This window comes from Chryseobacterium sp. MEBOG06 (assembly GCF_021869765.1).
Lineage (GTDB): Bacteria > Bacteroidota > Bacteroidia > Flavobacteriales > Weeksellaceae > Chryseobacterium.
The window spans coordinates 3,124,914-3,146,321 of the sequence record NZ_CP084580.1 but is presented as its reverse complement, the minus strand read 5'-3'; the positions used below and the strand labels follow the sequence as shown (position 1 = coordinate 3,146,321).

Annotated in this window: 24 protein-coding genes; 12 read left to right on the top strand and 12 right to left on the bottom strand. The window is 35.2% G+C overall.

Translation table 11 applies throughout. The annotated features are described in order from the left end of the window. Positions 1-29 precede the first annotated feature (29 nt). Positions 30-440 carry an META domain-containing protein gene (locus LF887_RS14460; RefSeq protein WP_236854951.1) on the top strand — a complete coding sequence of 137 codons (411 nt, stop codon included), beginning with the start codon at positions 30-32 and terminating at the stop codon, positions 438-440. Between the two features lie 51 nt (positions 441-491). Here LF887_RS14460 and LF887_RS14455 read toward each other — a convergent pair whose 3' ends face one another. From LF887_RS14455 to LF887_RS14425, 7 genes are all read right to left on the bottom strand, one after another. Further along, a complete protein-coding gene (locus tag LF887_RS14455; protein WP_002977986.1) occupies positions 492-731 on the bottom strand; it encodes a hypothetical protein in 240 nt (79 codons plus the stop codon). A 51-nt stretch (positions 732-782) separates the two neighbouring features. Then, a complete protein-coding gene (locus tag LF887_RS14450) occupies positions 783-1,673 on the bottom strand; it encodes a 3-hydroxybutyryl-CoA dehydrogenase (protein ID WP_236859510.1) in 891 nt (296 codons plus the stop codon). Between the two features lie 10 nt (positions 1,674-1,683). Then, on the bottom strand, positions 1,684-2,106 hold the full coding sequence (locus tag LF887_RS14445) for a hypothetical protein (protein WP_236854950.1): 423 nt from the start codon (positions 2,104-2,106) through the stop codon (positions 1,684-1,686). 44 nt (positions 2,107-2,150) lie between these two features. Then, positions 2,151-3,029 (bottom strand): CGA/CIA family class A beta-lactamase, encoded by an 879-nt coding sequence (gene bla-A / locus LF887_RS14440; RefSeq protein ID WP_236854949.1) that lies wholly within the window; start codon positions 3,027-3,029, stop codon positions 2,151-2,153. A 65-nt stretch (positions 3,030-3,094) separates the two neighbouring features. Beyond that, on the bottom strand, positions 3,095-4,825 hold the full coding sequence (locus LF887_RS14435; protein ID WP_236854948.1) for a cellulase family glycosylhydrolase: 1,731 nt from the start codon (positions 4,823-4,825) through the stop codon (positions 3,095-3,097). A gap of 41 nt (positions 4,826-4,866) precedes the next feature. Beyond that, positions 4,867-5,607 carry a hypothetical protein gene (locus LF887_RS14430; protein ID WP_236854947.1) on the bottom strand — a complete coding sequence of 247 codons (741 nt, stop codon included), beginning with the start codon at positions 5,605-5,607 and terminating at the stop codon, positions 4,867-4,869. 1 nt (position 5,608) lies between these two features. Then, the gene (locus LF887_RS14425) at positions 5,609-6,571 is read right to left on the bottom strand and encodes a Gfo/Idh/MocA family protein (protein WP_236854946.1); all 963 of its coding nucleotides are present in this window, start codon (positions 6,569-6,571) and stop codon (positions 5,609-5,611) included. A gap of 116 nt (positions 6,572-6,687) precedes the next feature. Here LF887_RS14425 and LF887_RS14420 point away from each other — a divergent pair, with 116 nt between their 5' ends. After that, positions 6,688-7,338, top strand: coding sequence for a protein-L-isoaspartate(D-aspartate) O-methyltransferase (locus tag LF887_RS14420; RefSeq protein ID WP_236854945.1), 651 nt, complete (start codon positions 6,688-6,690; stop codon positions 7,336-7,338). 22 nt (positions 7,339-7,360) lie between these two features. Here LF887_RS14420 and LF887_RS24245 read toward each other — a convergent pair whose 3' ends face one another. Next, positions 7,361-7,492 carry a hypothetical protein gene (locus LF887_RS24245; protein WP_262912472.1) on the bottom strand — a complete coding sequence of 44 codons (132 nt, stop codon included), beginning with the start codon at positions 7,490-7,492 and terminating at the stop codon, positions 7,361-7,363. A 194-nt stretch (positions 7,493-7,686) separates the two neighbouring features. Between LF887_RS24245 and LF887_RS14415 the strand changes: the two genes are divergently transcribed. Genes LF887_RS14415 through LF887_RS14405 form a run of 3 tightly spaced genes read left to right on the top strand, consistent with a single transcriptional unit; the run spans position 7,687 to position 9,014 of the window. Further along, positions 7,687-7,911 carry a hypothetical protein gene (locus tag LF887_RS14415; RefSeq protein ID WP_236854944.1) on the top strand — a complete coding sequence of 75 codons (225 nt, stop codon included), beginning with the start codon at positions 7,687-7,689 and terminating at the stop codon, positions 7,909-7,911. Further along, a complete protein-coding gene (locus LF887_RS14410) occupies positions 7,884-8,672 on the top strand; it encodes a 2-hydroxyacid dehydrogenase (RefSeq protein WP_317207810.1) in 789 nt (262 codons plus the stop codon). Before LF887_RS14415 ends, LF887_RS14410 begins: the two co-directional genes overlap by 28 nt. A gap of 48 nt (positions 8,673-8,720) precedes the next feature. Then, a complete protein-coding gene (locus LF887_RS14405) occupies positions 8,721-9,014 on the top strand; it encodes a hypothetical protein (RefSeq protein ID WP_236854943.1) in 294 nt (97 codons plus the stop codon). Between the two features lie 182 nt (positions 9,015-9,196). Here the strand turns inward: LF887_RS14405 and LF887_RS14400 are convergent, their stop codons facing one another. Together LF887_RS14400 and LF887_RS14395 are read right to left on the bottom strand one after the other, a co-directional pair. Beyond that, complete coding sequence (locus tag LF887_RS14400) at positions 9,197-9,577, bottom strand: hypothetical protein (protein ID WP_236854942.1); 381 nt, start codon at positions 9,575-9,577, stop codon at positions 9,197-9,199. Further along, a complete protein-coding gene (locus LF887_RS14395; RefSeq protein ID WP_236854941.1) occupies positions 9,564-10,109 on the bottom strand; it encodes an RNA polymerase sigma factor in 546 nt (181 codons plus the stop codon). The genes LF887_RS14400 and LF887_RS14395 overlap by 14 nt, the downstream gene beginning before the upstream one ends. Positions 10,110-10,213: 104 nt before the next feature. Between LF887_RS14395 and LF887_RS14390 the strand changes: the two genes are divergently transcribed. From LF887_RS14390 to LF887_RS14360, 7 genes are all read left to right on the top strand, one after another. After that, positions 10,214-10,546 carry a DUF6249 domain-containing protein gene (locus LF887_RS14390; RefSeq protein WP_236854940.1) on the top strand — a complete coding sequence of 111 codons (333 nt, stop codon included), beginning with the start codon at positions 10,214-10,216 and terminating at the stop codon, positions 10,544-10,546. 210 nt (positions 10,547-10,756) lie between these two features. Beyond that, the gene (locus LF887_RS14385; protein ID WP_236854939.1) at positions 10,757-12,901 is read left to right on the top strand and encodes an outer membrane beta-barrel family protein; all 2,145 of its coding nucleotides are present in this window, start codon (positions 10,757-10,759) and stop codon (positions 12,899-12,901) included. A gap of 145 nt (positions 12,902-13,046) precedes the next feature. Then, complete coding sequence (locus tag LF887_RS14380) at positions 13,047-15,032, top strand: urocanate hydratase (RefSeq protein ID WP_236854938.1); 1,986 nt, start codon at positions 13,047-13,049, stop codon at positions 15,030-15,032. A gap of 23 nt (positions 15,033-15,055) precedes the next feature. After that, positions 15,056-15,592, top strand: a complete 537-nt coding sequence (locus LF887_RS14375) for a Crp/Fnr family transcriptional regulator (protein ID WP_236854937.1) — start codon at positions 15,056-15,058, stop codon at positions 15,590-15,592. 174 nt (positions 15,593-15,766) lie between these two features. Further along, positions 15,767-16,528 carry an MBL fold metallo-hydrolase gene (locus tag LF887_RS14370; protein ID WP_236854936.1) on the top strand — a complete coding sequence of 254 codons (762 nt, stop codon included), beginning with the start codon at positions 15,767-15,769 and terminating at the stop codon, positions 16,526-16,528. 40 nt (positions 16,529-16,568) lie between these two features. Further along, a complete protein-coding gene (locus LF887_RS14365; protein ID WP_236854935.1) occupies positions 16,569-17,339 on the top strand; it encodes a hypothetical protein in 771 nt (256 codons plus the stop codon). A gap of 181 nt (positions 17,340-17,520) precedes the next feature. Next, positions 17,521-18,738, top strand: a complete 1,218-nt coding sequence (locus tag LF887_RS14360; protein WP_236854934.1) for an IS4 family transposase — start codon at positions 17,521-17,523, stop codon at positions 18,736-18,738. Between the two features lie 107 nt (positions 18,739-18,845). On the opposite strand, the gene LF887_RS14355 is transcribed toward LF887_RS14360, so the two are convergent. Together LF887_RS14355 and LF887_RS14350 are read right to left on the bottom strand one after the other, a co-directional pair. Then, entirely contained in the window at positions 18,846-19,097 is a 252-nt protein-coding gene (locus tag LF887_RS14355; RefSeq protein ID WP_236854933.1) for a hypothetical protein, read from the bottom strand. After that, complete coding sequence (locus tag LF887_RS14350) at positions 19,094-21,403, bottom strand: ATPase (RefSeq protein ID WP_236854932.1); 2,310 nt, start codon at positions 21,401-21,403, stop codon at positions 19,094-19,096. Before LF887_RS14350 ends, LF887_RS14355 begins: the two co-directional genes overlap by 4 nt. Between the last annotated feature and the right edge of the window lie 5 nt (positions 21,404-21,408).

The window sequence follows — 21,408 nt, the reverse complement described above, 5'->3', positions numbered from 1 at the left end:
TAAATTTGGGTTAATTCAAAAAGAAAAAAATGAAAAATCTTTTTTTAAGTATATGTACAGCAGCAGTATTGGCTTCATGTGGAACTATGAGCAGCCCGTCTGCATCTAAGGTAGGAAAAGCACAGCCAGCTCTTGTAAATACAAAATGGACATTGGCTGACAATGTAAAAGGGAAAATTCCAACATTAAATATTGAAGGGGAAAAGATCACAGGAAATGCAGGATGCAATAACTATTTTGGAACAGCATCAATAGATCCTTCCACAGGAGGTTTTTCTGCAGGTCAGATGGGGTCTACAAAAATGATGTGTAATAACATCGGAGTAGAGCAGAATTTTATGGATATGATGGGAAAAGCAAACAAATATGTGATTACCGGAAATACCTTAGAGTTATATAAAGACAATCTTTTATTATTGAAATTCAATAAATCAGAATAAAAAACAAAAGGAACTCAATTGAGTTCCTTTTTTATGTTTAGAGTGTAATTATTAATCTTCCTCTTCCTCGTCGTACTTAGCCAACTCCTCGTCGCACCATTTGAATGCTGCTTCTACTACTTTCGTAGCTTCGTCTGCCATCGTTTCTTCATCATCACCTTCAAGATCATCTAACCACTCAACTTCTTCTTCCTCAACGTTTAGGATAAATCTTGGATATTCTGTATGAACTACGAATAGATCTTCTGGAAACTCCGAATTATCTGCTAATAAAAACTTTGGTAATTTCATTTTTTTAATGTTTTAACTTTCTCAAAGATAAATAAAATTATTGATTTAAAATTACTTCAAAAACATTTTTGAAACTTTTTCAGCTTTTTTGCTTTCTGAATAATCATAGAAGCCTTCACCAGATTTAACACCCAGTTTTCCAGCCATTACCATATTTACAAGTAATGGATTCGGAGCATATTTAGGATTTTTGAAACCGTCATACATTACATTCAGGATGGCAAGACATACATCAAGGCCAATAAAATCTGCTAACTGAAGCGGTCCCATCGGATGAGCCATACCTAATTTCATTACCGTATCAATTTCCTCTACACCCGCTACTCCGTTATAAAGTGTTTCAATAGACTCATTGATCATTGGCATTAAGATTCTGTTGGCCACAAAACCAGGATAATCATTAACCTCTACCGGAACTTTACCTAATGTTTTGCTCATTTCATAGATCGAAGCAAAAGTTTCTTTAGAAGTAGAATATCCTTTGATGATTTCAACAAGCTTCATGATAGGAACAGGGTTCATAAAGTGCATTCCGATTACTTTATCTGCTCTTTTTGTTGCAGCAGCGATTTTAGTGATAGAAATAGAAGAGGTATTGGTAGCAAGAATACAATCTGCAGGTGCCAGTTCATCCATTTGCCCGAAGATCTTTAATTTAAGATCAAGATTTTCAGTAGCCGCCTCTACAACAAGATCAGCAGACCCTACAGCATCAGTAAGTGCTGTAAAAGTAGTGATGTTTCCTAAAGTTTCAGCTTTCTGCTCCTCCGTAAGATTTCCTTTCGCAATGATTCTGTCAAGATTGGTAGTGATGGTTTTTAAACCCTTATCTAAAGCGTCCTGAGATACATCTACAAGATTTACTTTAAAACCGCTTTGTGCGAAAGTATGGGCAATACCGTTCCCCATAGTTCCCGCTCCGATAACTACAATGTTTTTGATCATTTTTCTTTTATTTTTTATAGATAGTTAAATTTTTTGCATTCATGAGATCAGATTGATTGACAACAGTAGCCGAATCAAAATTGACATTCCCCTTATTGCTTTGCTTTTTGTTGTTGCTCTGATTTTGGTTCTGGTTTGAAACAGTAGCCATAAGCCCGCGTATAAGACGGTTTTTTTGATTTTTTGTAAGATAATCCGTGCCTATATATAAAGCAAATTCACCCTCTCTGCCTAAACCGCTCTGTTTCAGGATTTCCAGACTCTTGATCTGGTTTTTTTTCTTAAACTCTTTCAGGTAACTCATGACAGGCTGGTCAGATGGCGGACCACAACATATGCTTGCATAGCCGATCTCTAAATAGTTTTGATTCTTCTGAGAAAAGACAAGTGCAAAACAAAACACAGCAGCAGCCGTTATTATTTTTTTCATAAATGATGGACTCAATTCTAGGCGCTAAAATTAAGGTTAATATTTTACTTATTAAAATATTCCCATACCGTCCTGGAGATATCAGAAATTATTTTGCAGTTTACAGTTTCAGATTCTGAAGAATTACTTACAAATACAGCAATTGCGTAATGTTTTCCATTGGGTAAAGTAACAATTGCAATTTCATTTTCTGCACCGGTTATACCTTCCTTATTTTTGCCTGAAGATCCTGTTTTTCTTGCCACCGGAGTGTTTTTGGGAAGTTGTTCTACCATTTTATTCAATCCCGTTGACGTAGACCACATTACTTTCATCAGATAATCTGTAGATTTCCTAGATAATAATTTTCCGTCATAGAATTTTTTAAGAACATCAACCGCTGATTTTGTAGTACTATAGTTTTCATACTGAGCATTCCAGGCTTTATGCATAGCCTCTTCATTATATTTGATCTTAAAACCTTTTATCCCCTTGGAATCCATAAACTTCTGCACAGTCTGCGTTCCACCCAATAGCTTGAGAAGAATATCACAACCATTATTATCACTTAGGGCAACAGTATATTCAATCACCTCACTTAATGGGATTTCAACATTTTTTCCTGCATATTGATCATGAAGTGGCGACCATGTGTTCTCAAGCAAGTTTGATTCATCCAATTTGATTTTCTGATCCAGAGATAGTTTTCCCTGATCTACAGCATTCAAAACTGCAACGGCAATGTGAAATTTAAATACACTTTGCATCGGGAGTTTTTTATCTGCATTTTGATCATATTTAAAACCATTTTCAAAACCCAGGACAGAAACGCCTACTGTTGCTTTTTTGTTTTTAAGAATTGAATTTATTTTCTGTTCCAAAAGCGAAGTCTGAGCAAATGAGAATGCAGAGATCAGAAGAAAAAGAAGTGCTGTTTTTTTCATAATATTAAAATTAAAAAGTTCTCTTCCGGTCTTCGAAAGAGAACTGTAATTTAAGATAATTATTATTACTTTACTTCAAAATAATTCAGGTTGACCCCGTCATTTTCAAAGAATATCCTGATTTTATTTTCTCCTTTCTGAAGAGGAATATTTTTTACAGAAAACGTTTTCCAGTTTTCTTTTCCTCCGCCGGAAGGCAGCAATACAGAGGCTAATGATTCTCCTGAAGGTTTTTCAATTCTTATTTTTGAATCCTTATCAGCAGCATATCTGATATCAAATGTATAATTTTGGGCTGCTTTGGAGTTGACAGTATATTGAAGCCATTCTCCGGATTCTGTCTTGCCTACATAATAATGATTAGTTACCTTGTCATTACATTTATAAAGGTCTACACCATCATTTCTCATCTGCTGGCCGGAGTTCCATTCTGACCTTTTAGCCGGGTCACTTACCCAGAGATTGATGAAGTCTTTATCCTCATAGGCAGCACCTATTCTTCCCAGGTCATATTCCGAAGCAAATACTCTTCCGGGAACCTGATGATTTCTGAATGGCTTTGTAGAGGCATCTGTAACCTGTCTGAACATGGCATCAATAACATCGGTTTTAATTTCCGTGTTATTAAGCTTATAATGGTCTGCAATCTTCATCAAAGCCTTCCTTGCATATTCCTTCGAAGGTTTCTCACCGCCATTTTTCCAGTAATCCAGCAGCTTCTCATATTCTGGGGTTATTTTTACATTCGCAATCCCTGCGATGTTATCTATCTTTTTCATCGGCCAGAATGCATAGCCGATATTATGCTTATCCAATAGCTGGATCAGCTCAGTGAACCAGACATTGGAATTTTCACCGGTTTCTCCAAGCCAAATCGGTATATTGTGTTTTTCTCTTAGATCCAGTACAGACTTCAGGGTAGAATCGTCATTATAATTCCAGTATTTATGAAAACTGAATGCCATATTATGATCCCAGATAGCCGGTAAACCGTTATAATTATTTCCCCAGGCATTTCCTTCTATGAAAATAATGTGTTTCTTATCCACTTCCCGAATGGCCGCTGTAATATCTTTCTGAAGCTTCCAGAGAGGAGCATTGGACATTTCATCAGTTCCGTTTGGATTCTTCCCTGTGAAGTTAATATTAGGTTCGTTGATCAGGTCATAACCTCCAATCCACGGACTGTTTTTGTAACGTTCTGCCAGTTTTTTCCAGAGTGCTATCGTTTTTCTCTGGTTCTCTTCACTATCCCAAAGTGATGGTTTGGATTTATCATTGTCCGAAATGTTAGCATCGTTTCCCTGACCGCCCGGAGCTGCATGCAGATCCAGTATCAGATAGATTTTATTATCTGCACACCATTGAAGCAGGTCATCAGTCATTTTAAACCCCTCGTCCAGCCATGTGTCTTTACCTTTTACAGGTTCTTTTTCAATAGGAAGAGTGTACAGATTATAATGCATCGGAAGCCTGATAGAATTGAAGCCCGCTTTTGCAAGAAAATCGATGTCCTGTTTTGTAATTCCGTTTTTCAGATAGGCTTTATAGAATTCATTCATTCCCTCTTCTCCAATCAGGTCAGTTATTTTTTCCTTGATTTTATACTGAGGTCCTGCAAAATCAGCTGTTTTTAGCATATAGCCCTCCTGAAGCATCCAGCCGCCAAGACCAAGGCCTCTCAACTGAATATTTTCACCTTTATCGTTAACGATTTTTTGTCCGGAGGTTTTTAATAATTGTGATGTCCCAAATTGAGACAATAATAAAGCGGATAATAGGATTGTTCTTTTCATAGTATTTCAATGGTTTAAAATAGAAGGGAAATAATTAGAAATTAATCATAATGAATGCTGACATCATAATATGAATCTACATTGAGACCATTTATTTTGCCAGGTATCCATTCGGTCTGTAAAACAAAATTTTCCAATTGTGTATTGAATTGTTTTTCAAATATATTGTTTTTTTTGTTTTGAAATTCACTATCTATTGTTAATTCTTTAATTTTTCCGTTTTTGGTAAGAACAAAAGAAGCGGAAGTATAAGAAGAATGTTCATCTTTATTCTTTTTGATGTACTTCGAAGGAGAAGGATATTTTATAAAGTAATCCTGGCTGATTTTCTTGAACTGATTATCTGCTGTAGAATTTGGGTAGCGGGATATATCATCACATTCCTGATAAGAAAATACTTCGTCCGGATGATTTTCTATAAACCTCTTGTTAGCAAGGTATTTCAAAGAGTCAATAAAGCCCTTGCCAAACTTTTGCCGGATAAGGCGGTTCATCTCAATCTCACGACAGTTTTCATACCTATCATTAGCGTATCTCATACAGGACAACGGGATGTCTATCGTTTCTATATGATTTTGGTTTAGCAGTATGATGAATTCCTCTCTACCCAGAATGTAACCGCCCTGCCCAGAGAAGATGGTCCATGTATATTTTTTATAGTTGAAGTCATTTTGAGCCTGTTTTTTTTCATACTCACAATCTATCTCGTAACCATTTTTTTTCTGATTACAAGATAGCATTGTGAGTGCTGCTAAAGAAAATAAAGCAGACTTTATGGTCATATTAACTTATAAGTTTCATAATCTCTAAGGCCACTTTCAGAGCTTCAGTTCCGTCTTCAAGAGAAACTTCTACATTTTTATCGCCTGTAATAGCATCAGCAAAAGAGTTTAATTCGTCTAAAATTGCATTATTAGGCTGAATATTAGGGTATTCAAACAAGATTTGATTCTTTTCTCCCTCAGCATTTTCAATAATCATATCAAATGGAGTAGGGTTCTCAGGTGCATCTTTCATCTTGATAACCTCTGCTTTTTTCTCAAGAAAATCAACAGAAACGTAAGCATCTTTCTGGAAGAATCTGCTTTTTCTCATCGCTTTCATAGATATTCTTGAAGTGGTAAGATTGGCAACACATCCGTTTTCAAACTCTATTCTGGCATTGGCAATATCAGGAGTCTTACTCACCACGCATACACCACTTGCATGAATATTTTTCACTTTAGATTTCGCGATACTTAATAAAATATCCAGATCATGGATCATAAGATCCAAAACAACAGAAACGTCAGTACCTCTCGGATTGAACTCTGCAAGTCTGTGGATTTCAATAAACATCGGATTCTTGATATATTCCTTAGTCGCAATAAAAGCCGGATTATATCTTTCTACGTGTCCAACCTGTGCTTTAATACCGTTTTGCTGGCATAAATGCAAAATTTCTTCCGCCTGTTCCAGAGTTTGAGTAACCGGTTTTTCAATAAAGAAATGAAGTCCCTTATCGATAGCCTTCAACGCATAATCGTAATGATAAATAGTAGGAGTGACAATATCTAGCATGTCGATCTGCCCAAGCAATTCATCAAAGTTTTCAAAATATTTATATCCGAATTCGGCTTCTAATTTCTTTCCGTTTTCAACATCCTTATCATGGAAACCTACAAATTCGTATCTATCTGACTGATTAAGAAGTTTTAAATGTATTTTTCCTAAATGTCCGGCACCTACCAAACCTGCTTTTAACATAGCTGTATTAAATTTTTGTAAAGATAAGAAAGAAGTTAGATTGCAGAAGTAGTTTTTGTGGATAATTCTTTCCCTCAATCTCTGGAATCTAAAATCTAATTTCTTACTTTTGTCCTATGCAGGATTCGTTTGTACATAAAGGAAAAAGAAAGAATTTAGTAGAATATCTCCGCTATAGAATCGGGATTTCAGATGAAAAGGTACTTTCGGCAATGAATGAAATTCCGAGACACCTTTTTATAGAAAGTATTTTTGAAGATTTCGCTTATGAAGACCGGGCTTTCCCCATTCTGGCGCATCAGACTATTTCACACCCATCAACAGTAGCAGAACAATCTGAACTGCTCCAGGTAAAAGCCGGCGAGAAAGTACTGGAAATAGGCACAGGATGTGGATATCAGACTGCCGTTTTGGTGGCGATGAAAGCTTTGGTGTATACCGTTGAGAGGCAAAAAGATCTGTTTGACTTTTCAAAAAAGAAACTCAGAGAGATCCATCTCAGTCCAAAATTTCAGAGTTTTGGAGATGGCTTTGCAGGGCTTCCTACTTTTGCTCCTTTTGATAAAATTATCGTTACCTGTGGTGCATCCACTTTACCTACAGAACTCTTGAAACAGCTGAATATTGGAGGAATAATGGTTATTCCACTGGGACCTACAGATGAACAGGTTTTGTACAGATTTACCAAAATAGGCCCTACAGAATTTGAAAAAGAAGAATTTGGAGCTTACAAATTTGTTCCGATGTTGGGAAGCACCAATCAGTAGTACCATTACTTTTGATTGAATTTTAAAATAAATTACCGGAATTGGCAGCAGTACTGGTCTCAAACACCAGTTCTTCAATAGCAGTTATCTTCTTAATAGAAACGAACTTTACTCCGTTTTTAATAAAAGATAAGATTCCCTTGGCTTTATCCAAAATTTAAAATATTTTAACCTATTTCGGAACGGAAATTGGATTCAGGTAAAACTCACTATTCAATTTTTATCAATCAACATGATGATATCCAGAACAAAACATTCGGATGAAAAGAAATATTTTTAATATTAAAGTTACATAACCTTACTTTTTGCGAGTGAGGTTTTTTATTCACCAATCATTAACAGACGACAATGAAAGTTTTTGTAAACAAAAGAATTCCGGAAATCGGAATCGAAATGCTGAAAAAAGCAGGCCTGCAGGTAATACTTCCGGAAAATGAAAATCTCTCCTATGAAGAATGGATAGAATATTGTAAAAATACAGATACCATCTTAAGTGTAGGCGGAGATTTTAAATACGATAAGAATTTTTTGATGCTTGCCCCAATATTAAAGCTATTGCTCTATATTCCGTAGGGTTTGACCACGTTGATATAAAAGAAGCCATCCACAGAAATATTCCGGTAGGAAACACACCGGATGTTTTGAGCAGGGCAACTTCTGACATAGCCTTTCTTTTGATGCAGTCTGTTGCCAGAAGAGCAAGCTATAATTTTCAGAAAGTGAAAGAAGGAAACTGGAATGATTTTGATCCTTTACATGCCCTAGGACAGGAGCTTTACGGAAAAACGCTGGGTATTTTTGGGCTGGGAAGAATAGGTTTTGAGATGGCTGAAAAAGCAAAAAAGGCTTTTGATATGAATATTATTTACCATAACCGAAACCATAACGAAGAAGCCGAAAAAGAATTGGGCGCAAAATATGTTTCCTTTGATGAGCTGATAGAAAACGCAGATGTTTTGAGTGTGCATGCCAATTTTACTCCTGAGCATAAAGAACTGTTTAATTATTCGGTATTTGAAAAGATGAAACCTGATGCGATTTTTATCAATACTGCAAGAGGCGGATTCCATAATCAAAAAGATCTTTACAGGGCATTGCTTGATAAGAAAATTTGGGGTGCAGGTTTGGATGTTACCAATCCGGAACCTATATCTCCGGATGATCCTATCTTAGAACTTTCAAGCGTATGCGTGCTTCCGCATATTGGGTCCGCTACTATTGAAGCCCGAAACGGAATGGCAAAACTGGCAGCCGGAAATATAATCGCTTTCTCAAAAGGCGAAAAAATGCCGCATTGCACTAATCCTGAAGTTTATTCTCGCCATTCATCATAACTTGGAATTATTTTTGTTCTATCTATATCAACCAAAAAACTTAAAAGTATGGCACCAGAAAATAATACCAACGAGCAAAACAAGAAGTTAGAAGAAATGGAGTACAGTCCCAGCGAAGATATATTTAAGAAAGAAAAACATATTTCGCTGGACGGAGATGGTAATCCTATTTTAGATGAAGATCTTGAAGATGACAAAATTGATAAAGGATTGGATATTCCGGGAGCAGATGACGACGATGAAATGGAAGATATTGGCTCCGAAGACGAAGAAAACAATTATTGGAGCCTAAGTGATAATGATGATGACCATGAAGAAGAAAATGATGATGTTTTAACGTAAATCCTACAAGCTTACATACATTCCTTACTGAATTTCAGTAAGGTTTTTTTATTCCCTAAACACCGATAGATGAGTAAGAACAACATTCCACCCCTCCAGAAGAGCGGAATGCAAGTTATTTTTCAAATATAGACAATTAATGAAAAGCTAGCATTGAAGAATGCCTTACGTTATTTCGGAATTCAGTCAATTTTGTTTTTTGATATCAATTGATCGCTGAAGTGAATAAGGATCACACCTGCTAATACCATTACAACCAGTAATTTATACTTCAGAAAAGTTGATAACAACAGCGTGAAAAACTCCTGATCCATAAAACCTATAAAAAATGGAATACCTATCAGTATTAAGATTGAAGCCAGACAATAGATTTTTATATTAAACCTGCGTTGTTGTTTAGCTTCAATTTTTTGAATGATATTTTTTGAAAATCCTAAAGAAAAACCATCGGTGTTTTTTTCCTCGAGACGAGTGTAGAGTAATTCATAGGCGTTCATATCATTTTCAGAAATATCCTGATATTCCTTAAGATCGTCCACTATTTTCTTTCTATTGGTATCCATCTTTTTGTAATTTTTCTTTTAATAATTTTCGTGCCCGGAACAGATAGCCTTTCACGGTTCCTTCCGGAAATTTTGTAATCTCAGAGATTTCCTGAACACTAAACTCATCCCAATGATAAAGCGTTATCACGGTTCGATATTGTAGAGGCAGTTCGGAAATCAGATGATTCAGATAATCAGTAAGCTCTTTTCCGATAAGCTTTGTTTCAGGGTTTTCCGGTGTAGAATGAAATTCAAAACGATCATCAATATCATCAAAATGATTCCTGTTTTCTTTTTTCAGATGATTGATGGTTACATTATATGCAATTCTGGCAATCCAGGTAGAGAGTTTTGACTCTTTTTTAAATTTTTTTAGGTTTTCATACACCTTTATAAAAACTTCCTGACCAATATCTTCAATGTCTTCATTGTTGGCCAGCATTCTGTTCAAAATAGAATAAACCAGGTTCTGATACTGTTTTACAACCAATTGAAAAGTATTCAGGTTGCCTTTTAGTATATCATTAATGATTTTTTCTTCATCGAACATATCCTATTAGACAGTATTTTTTTAATTCAGTTACAATTTTTTAATTTGTTTAAAATTTTGTAACCCATGCCGTATTTTTTTGTCTATTGGTAAAATCATCTAAAATGAAGCACCTTGCACCTTTTATAGTAATCATTGCCATCCTTATTGCAATCTCTGTTATTATAGTAGTAATGACGAATTACGACCTGAAAAAGAAAATTCTGAACAAAGAACATATTGATGAAAAAATGTTCCTTATTCTAAACAACCTTACCGGCCTTGGGTCTGAAATGCTGAAATGGGGAATCATTTTAATGTTTGGAGGAATAGGGCTCATCGTTCTGGAGTTTCTTCCGTATAATGAAAACTCTCCGCTCCCTTACGGGGTAGTTACTGTCTTTGTATCATTAGGTTTTCTGACCTATTATTTTCTGATGAAAAATAAAAAGAAATAACTTCAGGAAGGTCACAGGCAGCTTATCATTCGATATTCAGTAAACTATATAATACTTCGGCTACTCTGAAGCGAAACCCTTACCGGTAAGGATTGTCAGGCTTAGTAAACAAACGGAGAATTGTAACAATCAATAGTAAATTCCATCATTTTTAGGGACAGAATAATACGGTCCTTAGAATTCTTATGTCTTTTTTTAAAAACAATAATTATGAGAAAATATATCATTTCAGTATTCGTTTTCCTTTTCTTCCTTGGTCATTTAAAAGCGCAGGAAGTACAGAAAGATTCGGTTTCTTCACAACAGGAAACAAACATTAAGGAAGTTACCATCAATTGGAAAAAAGGACTTATAAAATCCAAGATCGATGGATTGGTCTATAACATCCAGTCTGATCCTGAGAGCAATTCTAAAAATCTCCTTGAAATGATGAAGAAAATGCCCTATCTGTCCGTTGACAGCAATGAAAATATACTTTTTAAAGGAACAGGAAATTTTAAAATACTGATGAACGGGAAAGAAACGCAGCTTCTTAATAACAATGCAAAAGACATTCTCAGAAACATCCCTGCGAATACAATACAAAGCATAGAAATTATTACCAATCCATCCTCAAAATATGAAGCAGAGGGAGTTGCCGGTATCATTAATATTATTACCACTAAAAAGATGAGAGATGGCTATAATGCCTCTGTAAATATCGGAGCCAGATTTCCAAAGCAGGAACAGAATCTTGGTTTTTCCCTGAATCTGAAGCAGAATAAAATTGGAATTTCTGCTTACGGTGGAGCATTTCTGAGAAACAGTCCGGAAACAGAAAATCAGAATAAACAGCAGACCAGTTCAGACAATCTTCTGCAAAATGGAAAGATAAAAGAAAAAGGAAAAGGAGGATATTTGGGCACCATTGTCAGCTATGAAATTGACAGTTTAAAATTGCTGAGCATACAGCTTGCAGGAAATGTTTCAGGGAGCAGAACTGAAAATCAATTGGATTCTTATTTCTACGGACAGGATATACCTTGGGAGAAAAGCTTTTCAGACATCCATTCAAAAAATAATGACAGAGGATTCGAAGTTTCTGCCAATTATCAGATGGGATTCAAAAAGAATAAAAGCCAGCTGCTTACATTTTCTTACAGACTGAGTGATAACAATAATCATTTTGAAAGCTCTTCAGCTATTTTTAATGATAAGGTTAATACTCAGAATCAAACTACCCAGAACAATCAGAATGAAAACAATGAACAGACTTTTCAGATTGATTTTGTGAAAAATATTAATAAAATCTTTTTAGAAACAGGGCTTAAAGCGATTTTCCGAAAAAATAGAAGTGAATACGCTTCAGTACCGGAAAATTTGAATAACTCCGATGAATATCTGAATCACCAGAATATCTACGGAGCTTATCTTTCAGCAAGATATACTTTGCTTGGCTGGAATTTTCAGACAGGGTTACGATTGGAGAATACCACCAATAAAGCTGATTTTACTTCAACCAACACCGCTGTGAATCAGGATTATTTTAACCTCATTCCGAATGTTTCCATTAATAAAAACTGGAAAGAACATCACAGTATTAATTTCGGGTTTTCGCAGCGGATAAAGAGACCGGGCATCAATCGGCTGAATCCTTTCGTGAATACTGCAAATCCTTACTTTGAAATCAGCGGGAATCCTTATTTGAAGGCTGTTATCAACAATGATATAATGACGAATTATTCATACAATAGTAAAGTGAATTTCAATATTGGGCTTGGCTATTCTTTTTCCAACAAAATTGACCTGAAGGTTTCAACTTATGACCCCGCAACCCATATTACCAAAACAACCTATGAAAATTCAAGCAAAGTAAGCAGATTCGGACTGGATTATAATCTGAATTATCCGGTGACAAAGAAACTGACCTTAGGAATTAACGGAAATTCTGCCGTTTTCCTGATCACTGGAAAAGCAGAGGGTATTGAAGTAAAGAATAATCTTTTCACCTATTATATCTACCTGTCAGCCAACTATCAGCTTGAGAACAGCTGGTCAGTCAATTCTAATCTGGAAATTAACAGCAAAATGCCGGCAGGATTACAAAATAACACCAATGCGTTTACAGGAACATCTTTCAGAGTCAGTAAAAGCCTGTTGAATAATCAATTTTCTATTTCGGGCTATATCAATAATCCTTTTAGTAAATTCAGGACTATAATAACAGAAACTGCAGGTGCCAATTTCTATCAGAACAGCTATATGAAAGACTATTACAGATCATTCGGAGTAAATGTTACTTATAAATTCGGAAAATTAAAAGAAGAAATCAAAAGTACAAGACGCAAGATCGAGAATAATGATGTCGCCAATTAAATCCGATAAAGACTGTTTGTTTGCCTTTAAAGTCCTGAACTTTTTCGCTTCTCCAGCTTTTCTCCCGTTTTGTTGCAGATATTTTATAATTTGAATATCTTTAAAACTTCAAACATTGTTTAAACATAGAACTTTCAATAGCAATATGACATTTCAAGAACAGATACAACAGGGGATACCCGGCCAGCTGCCACAGCCTAAACCATACGAGACCAATATCAACCATGCTCCGAAGCGTAAAGAAATTTTAGGAGAAGAAGAGAAAAAACTGGCATTGAAGAATGCTTTACGTTATTTCGAACCTCAGTTTCATGCAGAACTGATTCCTGAATTTAAGCAGGAATTAGAGGACTATGGAAGAATCTATATGTATCGTTTCCGTCCGGATTATGAAATGAAGGCAAGACCTATCACAGACTATCCCGGGAAATCTGAGCAGGCAAAAGCAATTATGCTGATGATTCAGAATAACCTGGATTATGCAGTGGCACAGCACCCTCACGAACTGATTACGTACGGAGGAAACGGAGCTGTGTTTTCTAACTGGGCGCAGTACCTGCTGACGATGAAGTATCTGTCTGAAATGACCAATGAACAGACCCTGGTCATGTATTCAGGACATCCGATGGGATTGTTTCCATCTCATAAAGAGGCTCCAAGAGTAGTGGTAACCAATGGAATGATGATCCCGAATTATTCAAAACCGGATGACTGGGAGAAATTCAATGCATTAGGAGTTACCCAGTATGGGCAGATGACTGCAGGAAGTTATATGTATATTGGCCCGCAGGGAATTGTACACGGCACAACGATTACAGTTTTAAATGCTTTCAGAAAAATTAAGAAAGAACCGAAAGGAGGATTATTTGTAACCTCAGGATTAGGAGGAATGAGCGGTGCTCAGCCAAAAGCAGGAAATATTGCAGGATGCGTTACCGTATGTGCGGAAGTGAATCCGAAAATCACAAAAATACGTCATGATCAGAAATGGGTGAATGAGATCTATGAAGACCTTGACGCATTGGTAAAAAGAGTGAGAGAAGCTCAGGAAAACAAAGAAACCGTTTCTCTGGCTTACCTTGGAAATATAGTAGAAGTTTGGGAGAAATTTGATCAGGACGATTTAAGAATTGATATCGGTTCAGATCAGACTTCACTTCATAATCCATGGGCGGGTGGATACTATCCGGCCGGACAGAGTTTTGAAGAATCCAATATCATGATGGCTGAAAATCCTGAATTATTCAAAGAAAAAGTTCAGGAAACTTTAAGAAGACACGCTGCAGCCATCAATAAACATACAGAGAAAGGAACTTATTTCTTCGATTACGGAAATGCCTTTTTACTGGAAGCATCCAGAGCGGGAGCAGATGTAATGGCAGAAAATCCTACATTGGGAAGAGAATTCAAGTATCCTAGCTACGTTCAGGATATTATGGGGCCTATGTGCTTTGATTACGGCTTCGGGCCGTTCCGTTGGGTATGTTCCAGCGGAAACCCGGAAGATTTACAGAAAACCGACAATATTGCCTGCGCAGTATTGGAAGAAATGGTGAAAAACTCTCCTGAAGAGATTCAGCAGCAGATGAAAGACAATATTCAGTGGATCAAAGGAGCACAGGAAAATAAACTGGTTGTTGGTTCACAGGCAAGAATTCTCTACGCGGATGCTGAAGGTAGAATGAAAATTGCCGAAGCTTTCAACAATGCCATTAAAAACGGTGAAATCGGACCCGTAGTATTGGGTAGAGACCATCATGATGTTTCCGGAACAGATTCTCCTTACAGAGAAACCTCCAATATCTATGACGGATCAAGATTTACAGCAGATATGGCCATTCACAATGTCATTGGTGACAGTTTCCGTGGTGCTACATGGGTTTCCATTCACAATGGAGGCGGAGTAGGCTGGGGAGAAGTGATCAACGGTGGTTTCGGAATGCTGCTGGATGGTACTGAAGATGCTGACAGAAGATTAAAGTCTATGCTTTTCTGGGACGTTAATAACGGAATCTCAAGAAGAAGCTGGGCCAGAAATGAAGGCGCTGTTTTCGCTATTAAAAGAGCCATGGAAGCAGAACCTAATCTGAAAGTGACCCTTCCTAACTTTGTAGATGAAAATTTACTGTAACTGATAACTATTCAGCATTGATAATGATTAATAAAAAACTGTTTTCACACCTGAATGTAGAGGATAGTGATCCTGTCTGGGAAAAATTGATCAAAGTTGAATTTTCAAAGAAAAATATATTTACGGATCATAAAGCCTATCTTCTTGAAGATGGGCTTGTCCGTAAATATTACCTTCATAATACCTCAGATACAGACACCCAGATCTGTGCAGAATTTTACTTTCCGGGTGATATCTTCACCGTTGGTGGGGATGGATCCGAGGGAATCTATGAGTCTATTAATAAGGGGCTGGCATGGGAAATTACCATGGATGAGGTCAAAGAAATGTTTGCCGTCAATCCTGAATGCCGTTTCGTACAGAATTACTATCTGAGCAGGAAACTAAATGCTGCCATGAAGAGAGAAATGCTGTTGCTGAAAAACAGCCCGCAGAATCTCTATGAATACCTTTTGAAGAACAGGCCCCATTACATCCAGAATATTCCTCTAAAATATCTCGCTTCCTATATTGGAATAACGCCGATTTCCCTAAGCAGAATAAGAAAGAGAATTTCTTAATTTCAATTTGAAAATCCCGGAATAAAGACTTGATAGTACAGTCTTTTATATACTATCCCTACAGAAGATCTGATATCTAAAATCTAATATCCATCACCCTATACCCCTCATTAATTATCTTTTGTTTATTGACTGGCCTTCCATAAGTTTCTTCCTTTGTTAAAAAAAGAAAATATGGAAATTCAAAAATTAAACTGGGCAGGTATCAAACTTACGTCCCAAAACAAAACCATTCTGATAGACGCTGTAGAAGACTTTTCCTATTACAAACCCGTTTTAGGAGATGCTTTGGAAAAACTAATCGTATTTTCTGATGAGGTACAGGCAGATTACATTCTTTTCACCCATATGCATCTGGATCACTTTGACAAAAGCATCATTGAAAAATGTCTGAAAAAAGACGGAAAACTGATCGTGTACTCAGGGCTGGAACACTTCGTGCGAAAATATGCAGAGAATGTAGAAATGATTGTTCTGAATCTTAATGAAACTTTCACCGAAAACAACATTACATTCAAACCTGTGTATGCAATGGACGGAGTAGGAGAGATCCAGAGTTCATGGATTGTGGAAGATCAGGAAACCAAAATATTTCATGGAGGAGATACCATCTGGCACAATCAGTTCTGGAAGATCGGAAAAGAAAACCAGCATATTGATTACGCTTTTTTACCTGTGAACGGAGTGGTGGTAAACTTTGAGGTCATTGGTTTGGAATATAGCCCTGTTCCGGCTTCTCTTAATCTGAAGGAAGCTTTTGCCGCCGCTCATTTATTACATGCCGGAAAACTGGTTCCTATTCACTATGGGTTGTTTGCTCATGAGAAGTTCTATGTGCCCCAGTTATTTGATGATAAGGACCTGAAGGAAACTTCAGAGAAGATAGGACAGGCATATTTTATTTTAAAAGACGGAGAGGTGCTAATAGATTCTTAGGTTATAGTTTGTTTTAGCAAATAAATTGATAAATTTATGAATGAAAAAAATTGGAATTATAGGTTGTGGCTGGCTGGGCGGTCATATTGCGGAAAAACTCTCAGGTCACTATGAAATTTTCGTAACCACCACTACCGACTCTAAAGTAAAAGACTTATCAACCAAGGGATATTATACTACGCTGGTTGATTTTCCGGACGAAGATATTTCCGAGACAATGACGGTATGGAAAGTAGCATCCCAGTTGGATGCAGTAATTATTACGGTTCCTTTTTCAGGAGTTAGAGGAAGTGAAATCCCCATGTATGACAGGGCTAAGAATCTGCTGACATTTCTGGGCGATTATAAAGGACAGGTATTCATGATGAGTTCTACGGGGGTGTATCCTAACATAGACAAAGAATTTACAGAAGATGACCGTTCTCCCGATGATGTTCCCAGTGAGCATATTATAAAAAACAGGTTTCCTCAGGTTAATATTTTAAGATTGGCAGGCTTAATGGGCGATCAGAGACTTTTAAAGAATTATAATATCTCCAATCTTGATCTCCTGGTTAACCATATTCACTATGCGGATATTTGCGCAGTAGTTGAAAAAATGCTGGAGAATAAATCCCAATCCAAAGTATATAATGTAGTAGCGCCTGTGCATCCGAATAAAGAAGAGATTATCAATGCTCAGAAAGATTTACCCTATGAAGGGGATCGTACCAATGAGGGAAGAACCATATCTCCTGCAAAACTAATTTCAGAGTTAAATTTTGAATTTCAATATCCCGATCCAAGATATTTTCATCTTGCAAAGGCGTAGGGATAATGATATTTTTAACAATAAAAAACCTGCTGTGAGGCTAGTGATGGTCGGAAGATTTTTCTTCCGACTTTTTGTTTTTAGGCATTCAATATTATTGTTTTAATTAACTGATTATCAGTTAATTAATTTGTTTTATTGCTTGTTTTTTTGTATCTTTGCTACTGATAATCAATTGTTTATGTCAGTTTTTAAAGATCACAAGATATCACTTAAAAATGTTTTAGAATTTATTCCCGAAGCCCTTTTAAGCCATCTTTCTGCTACTACTAAAGTAGATTATTACAGTAAGGTTCTGCATGGCAAAAAAATGTTCTACTTGCTTTTGTTCTGTATTTTCGATAACGAAAAATTAAGTCAGAGAACTTTGGAAGATACTTTTAACAGCAGCGGATTTAAGGCATTATTTGGCTTGGGAGAAGAGGAAAAAGTCCGCAGGAGTTCGATTTCAGAGCGGCTTTCAAAAATCGATTCTAATTATTTCAAAGAAATTTATGAACAGATGTACGGAAAATTTTCGGAACTTTATCCCAGGACCGAAATCGAAAAATATAACTTAATCCGGGTTGACAGTACTATTGTTGCCGATACCTGCAATAAGCTTAAGGAAGGCATCGATCAGAAAAGCGGTAAAAAATTGGTGAAATTCAGTTTTTCCTTTGATGGAGTTCTACCATCGGCAGTAGAGATTTTTACGGGGCAAAAGTATTCGGCAGAAGACAATGCTCTTGCTGAGGCTATTTTGAAGCAGGTAAAAAAAGAAGAACACCACGATAATATTTATATCATAGACAGGGGCTTACAATCCACCAGAACCATAAAAGAATTTGAAGAAAAAGATATAAAATTTATTGTTCGCTCTAAAGAAAACAGAAAATTTGAAGAGATCGAATCTTTTCTTAAACCGGAAAGTACTGTAGAATGGGATAGCTGGAAAGCTATTAAAGACAGTAAGGTAAAACTTTACACGGGAAAACCCATCCAAAACAAACGTGGAAACATCCATCATCGGGAAGAAAAAGTGGAAACACATTTTAGACTGATGGTCATAAAAAACGAAAAGACAGACAAAGAGTTCTGGTTTATCACCAACGAATTTGAACTTTCTGCCAAAGAAATATCGGATTATTACAGTAAAAGATGGGATATTGAGGTGTTCTTCAGGTTTATGAAACAAGAGCTCAATTTAAGTCATCTTGTTTCACTTAATAAAAACGGAATTGAAGTGATGGTCTATATGACGATGATCGCTTCTATGTTGTTATTGATCTACAAAAAAGCAAACGACTTAGGATACAAAACGGCAAAGAGACGCATTACTATGGAACTTCGCGATATGATTACTGCCATTCTAATCCTTTTTGCAGGTGGTGATCCTGCTAAAGTATTCAAAACATAAACACAAAAAATATGGCCGGAATTTCTTCCGACCATAACTGGCTGTGAGGCAGGTTTTTATTCTTAAAGAATTTATCTTTATTTACATCATAGCTTACAAGATTATAGTTAATTAATCTCATTTTCTGAGTTAGAATTAGAGCCTTCTTCTTCAGTGAAAATTTTACTAATCTCATCTAGCATCTTTATTATTTTGGCTTTTTCATCCTCTTCGAAACTATCAGAATAAACATCATCAATTTTTTTATTTTCTATCAATTGTTTTACCATTTCTATATAGCTAAAATCTGTAAGGACTGTACCTGTTTGAATTTGTACTTTAATATCGTTATTACTCTCTTTTGTAAATACTAGTTTCATGATTCATTATATTTTTTTAAATTATACTTTTTTACTCGTTTCTTTATAGAGGATTTTCCACCATCAGTAATTTCAGCAATATAATCAACAACATATTTATCTCCGATTTTACCTTCAAGCTCACATGATGTAATAACAATTTTATTATCAATATTTCTACATAGAATTATATTTTGAGCATCGGCAAGCATCGGAATAGTTGCATTGTGCGAAACCAGAATAACTTGCTTTTTTGCTTTAATTTTCTTAATTGCATTAACAAGTCCTTTATTAATATAATTAGTTGCTAAATTATCTTCTGGTTGATCAATTATTATAGGAGAAATATCTTCTTCATAACCCAATATCAAATCTAAAATCACAGATGTTTTCCATCCTGGACTTAAAGAATCAAAATCTTTACCTTCTTGTGTTATAATTTTATAGTTTTTTCTATTTAAATTTTCAAAATCGGTATATATTTTCTTTTCGAAATCATCATATCCGTGGACCTTGGGGTTTTTTCCTTTATGGTTAGTTTCAAATAATAAATTAGGTGTGATATTTTCGAATCTATCAATTTTGATTTTTAGATAGTAATTTACAATCTCAATAAACTTTTCTTTGTCAAGTTTAAAATCATTTTCAATATAAAGTTTATGCCCCATGGATTCAATAACTTCAGATCCAAAATTTAGATTGTAACTGGAAATTTTAGATAGTATTTCATTAAATCTTTTATAAGCTTTTACATATATCTTTAATGTTTCAATTAATTTTTCAAAATGTAGTTTTTTACTTTGATCTTCAGAATTATTTTCTCTTAACAAATCATCAAATTCTTTTTTGTAACTATCGACAATTTTTCTTGTTGAACTTTCGTTAAAAAAATTATTATAAGCCAATTCTAATTCTGATTTCAACTCTTTTATAAGATCTAAATTATGCTTGACAAAAGGATATCTGCTTAAGAATTCTTCTACCTCATCCAAACTTAAATTATAATTATCATATTTTGATTTAGAAAATTCTAATCTTGATTTTTCTAAATCACTTGGTTGTAGACTCTTAAAAGGATTTGATTGTAAATTATCATTAATTATAAGTCTTGAAATAACTGGTATGTTGTTAAAATTTTGAATTTCTTTATCAATTATCCGTACTTGTTTTATTAAAGCAATGACATCTTTTTTAAATTCTGCTAATCCTCTAGTAATTTGCTCTTTTACTTCGTCATCACCCGGAAAAACATTTTTAATAATATCAATATCATCAATTTTATTTTCTGATACATTATTTACTACGCTCATTATATAATTTTGAGATAAAAAATGAGGGGTCATACCGGAGGGGTTTTTAATGACTACTTTATCTATTTCATATTGACTTAAATATATAGATTCAGCTGTTGTTGTAGTTATATTTTTATATATTGAATCTACAAGTAAGGATTTACCACTTGATGAGCTACCAATAACAACATTTAAACCAGATTTAAATTTTACATCAATTTCAATATTTGCCTTATTAAGCGAAATACTTTCAATGTTTTCTGACCAAAATTCGGGTTTAGTTTCGGAATAAATTAATCTTGAGGACTCGGATAATGATAATCGTAACCCATTAAAAGTGGGCAAGGCCAGCATCCAAGTTGGTATATAGGGATTTTGATCTTTTCCATTGGGATATACTGTCGGATTATAATTATCACTACAGGTTATTAAATTTACGAATTCATTGATTCCAAGTTTTATAAAGTATTCTTGTGTTCTTTCTAAACCTCGATTACCTCTCGCAGTAAAACCATCAAACTGATTGTAGTAAATGCTTTTTTCCAAAGTTGTATCAAATTTAACCCCTTCTGGAATAGATGTGTCAAATGTTGCATGTGATTGTCCTCCGTGAGGTAATAAAATAAATTCGTAATTGTCGAACTCATTTATTACTTGTTGAATTGTTGGTATAGTGGGATCCAATTTTTCGACAACCTTCTTAGGGTAAAGTTTATTTAATTTTGCATTAATATCAACAAGTGTATTTTGCGTTATTTCATTAACATCAAAATAGATATGGCAATGATAAGCAGGACAGTCTTCATAATTTTTTATATGCAGTTCAACACCTAAAATGATGTTTACTCCTAATTGTACAGCCTTCAAATAGGCGTTCTCATTAATAGTGTTATGATCGGTTAAAGAAATTAGAAAATCCGAATCATTAGTAAATTCTTTAATTTTACTTATTAAAGTTTCAACTGGGTAATTTGAATTTAGATTATCTGGATCATCAGAAGTATGAATATGTATATCTACAAAAATTGGTTTCATAATGG